Here is a 5,195-nt window from a genome sequence, read left to right on the forward strand (position 1 = left end):
CTCCTATGCTCCACGAAAAGAGGGCCACCACCAGCGCAAACACCAGGCGCCGGGGGTGGCCCTCAGTCGTTTCTCCCTGAATCCCCGCGTTTACCCCGCACCGTCCATTCTGGCTGACATCAGGGCTCGGGATCAGCCCGGTCCTGGGAAAACGTGCCGACGATGTCAGCTGGAATTGACACGCCCTCAGTGTCGGCGACGTGCCTGACCGAGGCGTTTTCAATAGCGTTTCAATAAGCTAGCCTGAGGGCATGGCACACGATCATGACCACGGGTCCGCGCCCTTGCGCGCGCTGGGCATCGCCGTCGGTATCACCGGCACCGTGTTCCTCGCCGAGCTCGTCGGTGGCCTCGTGTCCGGTTCACTGGCGCTGCTCTCCGATGCCATGCACATGCTGTCCGACGCTGCCGGCCTCATCATCGCGCTGTTGGCGGCGTTGGTGGGGAGGAGGGCGGCGTCGGCAAGCGCGACCTTCGGGCACCGCCGCATCGAGGTCCTCGCCGCACTGCTCAACGCGCTGACGGTGACCGCTGTGGTCGTGTGGATACTTGTGCAGGCGATCGGCCGCATCGGTGGGCACCACGAGATTGACACCTCACTCATGCTGGTGGTCGCCGTGGTGGGTCTGGTGGCCAACGCGGCCTCGGCGTGGGTGCTCTCCCGGCACCGCCACGACAACCTCAACATCCGCGGTGCGTTCCTGCACGTCATCGCGGACCTGCTCGGCTCGGTCGCGGTCATCATCGCGGCGCTGGTCATCCGCTGGACCGGGTGGGTGCACGCGGACACCGTGGCCTCCCTGGCCATCGTCGCTGTCGTGCTCCCCCGGTCGCTCAGCCTGCTGTGGCACACACTCGAGGTGCTCCTGGAGCGGGCACCGCGGGGAGTGGACACCCGCGAGGTGGAGTGCACTCTGGCGCGGCTCCCCGGCGTGGTCGCGGTGCACGATCTCCACGTGTGGTCCACCGACGGGGTGACCCCGCTGGCCACCGCACACCTGGTGGTCGAGGATTCATGCGTGACTCCGGGCGCGTGCGGCATCCTCGGGCAGGCGCAGGAGGCACTGCGTAGCCTGCGGATCGAGCACTCGACCATCCAGCTCGAGCACCCGGGCCACGCGGCTCACGAGGACGTGTGCCGCCCTTAGTCGACGTCGTCCAGCTTCTCCACGTCGTACTGGGAGATCTGCTCGGCCGGCACGGTGCGCGGCTGACCGTCGAGATCCTCACATTCGAAGGCGGCTTCCGGGTCCTCGGACTCGAGGACCGCCCGCAGGCGCTCCACGTTGTCCACCTCCGGCAGTCCGTTGACGTCCTTCTCCTCGGACTGGGCGCGAAAGTGCAGGGTCTGATCGTCGATGGTCTTGATGGTGAGCACGTTGATGGGCATGCGCCCGAGGGTACCTGTGCGTCGTGCGCAGAGCGCGAAACAGCGCCTGCCCCCCGTCAGGGAAACAGGCGCTGCGGGAGAATGCTACTTGTTGTCGCCGGACTCGGCGTCGGGGTCGGTGACGTCGTCGACGGTCTCCTCGTTGATCGGATCGTCCTCGGTCACCTCGAACTCGCCGGCCTCGTCCTCGGCAGCCTGACGGTGCTTCGAGAGCTGATCGTCGAGGGAGCCCAGCAGTTCCTCATCGCGCTCGGCGACACCCTCCTCCGGGGAACCGGGGGTTTCGGTGGAGTAGACCAGGGTGGATTCGGTGGCCGGAGCCTCGGTGGTGTCCGCACCGGAGAAGTCCTCCACGCGCGGTGGGGTGTCACCCGGGGCCTGCTGCTGGCGGGTGAACCAGTAGACGGCACCGCCGATGGCGGCGACGAGGAGAGCGGCCAGTCCGGCCAGGCTCCAGTTGCGGCGGATACGGGCCTTCTTCGCGCGCTTGCGGGCCGGGGTGTTGTCGGCGACTTTGGCCAGTCGCTTCTTGGCGGAATCGAGGCGGTCGTGTGCTGCCTGGGTGACGTTGCCGGCTTCGCGACGGCCTTCGTCGAGAAGCTCTTCACCGCGCGAGCGGAGACCGTCGAAATCGACGCGATCGGCGGCGTCGGACAGCAGATCGTAGGCCTCGCGGGCCTTCTTCTCGTTGTAGTCCTGCACGCGCTCGCGGACGGTGGAGAAAGCATCCAACAGCATCTTGATGGTGGCGGGGTTCACGGTGTGCTCCTTCGGGTAGTTCTGTCTCCCTCCACAGTAGCGAGGAACACCGTGTTTGCGCCTGCAATGTGCGGCCAGGATCCTGGGAAAACAAAAATGAACCGCTTGGTTCATTTTGGGGCGAGAAATCGCCGTTCTGGACGAATTATATTCACACAACACAAGCATTATAGGGCCTGGTCAACGCGCTGCTGCTAAGTGCTATCTTTTGGAAAATTACCCGCGGCAAACCCCTGCCTTGCTACATTCACAGCCACTTGCCCAACGGGGTCGTCGAAAGGAGGACAAAAACCATGACCGCAGCGCCGCCGCAGTACAGCGCCAAGCGTCGATTCTCCGCCTCCGCCCCATTGGACACCTTCGATCCCGAGGAGACCCGCCACGCCCGCGTTCCGCAGCGCACCTCCCTCTCCTTCGAGGTCATGCCCCCGCGCCGGGACACTGACGAGGCCACCATCGATGCCCTCCTGACCACCCTGCAGGCCTACAACCCGGACTACGTCTCCGTGACCAGCTCGCGGAACTCCGGCTGGCTGGAGGGAACCGCCCGGTTCATCGAGAAGATCAACGCCGTTACCCGCATCCCCACCCTCGCGCACCTGGCCTGCACCGCCGGTACCCGCGAGGAACTCATCGGCTGGATCAACCGCCTCATGGACTCCGGTGTCCGGGGCCTGCTGGCCCTGCGCGGTGATCTCGCGGAGGGGCAGACCGGAATGCCCGCCGGCTACCTGCCGCACGCCACCGACCTCATCAACCTCATCCGCTCCATCGAGGATGACCAGGTCGCCCGCTTCGGCGCCGGCCGCCTGGCCATCGGTGTTGCCGCCTACCCCAGCGGCCACGAGGAATCCGTCAGCCGGGACCAGGACATCGACGTGCTGCTGACCAAGCAGCGCCTCGGCGCCGACTTCGCCATCACACAGCTTTTCTTCGACGCCGAGGACTATCTGCGTTTCGCCGAGCGGGCGCGGTTGTCGGGCGTGCGCATCCCGCTCATCCCGGGAATCATGCCGATGACGAGCGTGGCGAGGCTGCGCCGAATGGGGCAGCTCTCCGGGCTCACCGTCCCCGACCGGTTGCTCAACCGGCTGGAGGCGGCAGGCCCGGAGAGCGAGTACCAGACGGGCCTCGACCTCACCGCCGAGCTCGCGCAGACCATCCTGGCCGCCGGTGCCGGGGGCATGCACGTGTACACGTTCAACCGGCCGGACACCACCACCGAGCTGCTCGACCGCATCGGAATCGCGCGCCCCACCACCGGGTGACACCCGTCCACATTTCTCCGATAAACCACACTCTTTCCCTGAAAGGTCTCCTTCTTCATGTCTGCCTCTGCTTTCCCCACCTTCACCATCGAGGGCTACCCGCGCGTCGGCGCCAACCGCGAACTGAAGAAGGCCCTCGAGTCCTTCTGGGCCGGGCGTATCGACGAGGAGACCTTCACCTCCTCCGCGCACTCCATCCGCGTCGAGAACTACGCCCGCCTGCGTGACCTGGGCCTCGACCAGGACTACGCCATCCCGGCCGACGTCGCCCTCTACGACCAGGTGCTGGAGACCGCCGTCACCGTCGGCCTCATCGGTGGCGACGCCGCCGAGATCGACCTCACCGAGTACTTCGCCCTGGCCCGCGGCAACGCCGAGCGCTCCCCGCTCGAGATGACCAAGTGGTTCGACACCAACTACCACTACCTCGTCCCGGAGGTCTCCGGCGACACCGTCATCACCCCGCGCCCGCAGCGCATCCTCGACATCGTCGCCGAGGCCAAGGCCGCCGGCCACGTCGTCCGTCCCTTCCTCGTCGGCCCGGTCACCCTGCTGGCCAAGTCCAAGGCCACCGAGGACGCCGGCGAGGGCTTCAACCCGCTGTCCCGCCTGGCAGATCTCACCGCCGCCTACAAGACCGTCCTCGCCGCCCTCAAGGAGGCCGGCGTCGAATGGGTCCAGCTCGCCGAGCCGGCCCTGGTCGCCGACCTCACCATCGCCACCGACGCCGAGCTGGCCGACCACGCCGCCACCGTCTACGGCGAGATCCTCGGCGAGACCAACCGCCCGCAGGTGCTCATCACCACCCCCTACGGCGCCCTGCGCGCCGGGCTCGAGGCGCTCGTCGGGGTCCAGCCGGAGGCGCTCGCCGTCGACCTCGCCCCGGTCACCCTCCGCAACGAGGAGGGCTACGTCGCCCGCGTCGCGAAGGCCCTCGCCGGCACCGACATCACCCTGGCCGCCGGCGTCATCGACGGCCGCAACATCTGGGCCGCCGACCTGCGTGAGCGCCTTGAGGTGCTCGAGGAGCTGAAGAAGGGCGGCGTCGATAAGCTCGCCGTGACCTCGTCCGTCTCCCTGCAGCACGTCCCGCACACCGTCGCCGTGGAGAAGAACCTGCCGGTCGACGTCGCCGGCTGGCTCTCCTTCGCCGACGAGAAGATCGGCGAGGCGAAGGCCCTGGCCGCCGCCGTCGAGGGGGGCGCAGTCGCCGCCGCCGACGCCTTCGCGCAGTCCGACCGCGCCGTGCGCACCCGCCGCGAATCCGCCCGCACCCACAACCAGGCCGTGCAGGACCGCGTCGCCGCGCTTCCCGACGGCCAGGTCGCCCGCCAGCCCGAGTTCGCCGGCCGCGTCGAGGCCCAGAAGGCCCTCAACCTGCCGCAGCTGCCGACCACCACCATCGGCTCCTTCCCGCAGACCACCGAGATCCGCAAGGCACGGGCCGACCACCGCTCCGGCGCCCTCAACGACGAGCAGTACACCGAGGCGCTGAAGGACGAGGTCAAGTCCGTCATCGAGCTGCAGGAGCGCCTGGGCATCGACGTCCTCGTCCACGGCGAGCCCGAGCGCAACGACATGGTCCAGTACTTCGCCGAGCTTCTCGACGGCTTCGTCACCACCGAGCACGGCTGGGTCCAGTCCTACGGCTCCCGCTGCACCCGCCCCTCCATCGTCGTCGGCGACGTCTCCCGCCCGGAGGCCATGACCGTCGAGTGGGCCAAGTACGCCCAGTCCCTGTCCGAGAAGCACGTCAAGGGCATGCTCACCGGCCCGGT

The 5,195-nt window shown here is 67.9% G+C and carries 5 protein-coding genes; 3 read left to right on the forward strand and 2 right to left on the reverse strand.

The window, feature by feature from the left end:
- The first annotated feature begins 251 nt into the window (after positions 1-251).
- Entirely contained in the window at positions 252-1,148 is an 897-nt protein-coding gene (locus tag Q4F73_RS11325) for a cation diffusion facilitator family transporter (protein WP_303359447.1), read from the forward strand.
- Here the strand turns inward: Q4F73_RS11325 and Q4F73_RS11330 are convergent.
- Together Q4F73_RS11330 and Q4F73_RS11335 are read right to left on the reverse strand one after the other, a co-directional pair.
- A complete protein-coding gene (locus tag Q4F73_RS11330; RefSeq protein ID WP_303359448.1) occupies positions 1,145-1,390 on the reverse strand; it encodes a hypothetical protein in 246 nt (81 codons plus the stop codon). The two genes, Q4F73_RS11325 and Q4F73_RS11330, sit on opposite strands and share 4 nt — an antisense overlap.
- Before the next feature lie 84 nt (positions 1,391-1,474).
- Entirely contained in the window at positions 1,475-2,149 is a 675-nt protein-coding gene (locus Q4F73_RS11335; RefSeq protein WP_303359449.1) for a hypothetical protein, read from the reverse strand.
- Between the two features lie 293 nt (positions 2,150-2,442).
- Here Q4F73_RS11335 and Q4F73_RS11340 point away from each other — a divergent pair, with 293 nt between their 5' ends.
- Together Q4F73_RS11340 and metE are read left to right on the forward strand one after the other, a co-directional pair.
- The gene (locus tag Q4F73_RS11340) at positions 2,443-3,417 is read left to right on the forward strand and encodes a methylenetetrahydrofolate reductase (protein WP_303359450.1); all 975 of its coding nucleotides are present in this window, start codon (positions 2,443-2,445) and stop codon (positions 3,415-3,417) included.
- A gap of 57 nt (positions 3,418-3,474) precedes the next feature.
- The coding region (metE, locus tag Q4F73_RS11345; RefSeq protein WP_303359451.1) for a 5-methyltetrahydropteroyltriglutamate--homocysteine S-methyltransferase at positions 3,475-5,195 on the forward strand (1,721 nt) is incomplete at its 3' end.

Origin of the sequence: Corynebacterium sp., assembly GCF_030535495.1 — a bacterium.
Lineage (GTDB): Bacteria > Actinomycetota > Actinomycetes > Mycobacteriales > Mycobacteriaceae > Corynebacterium.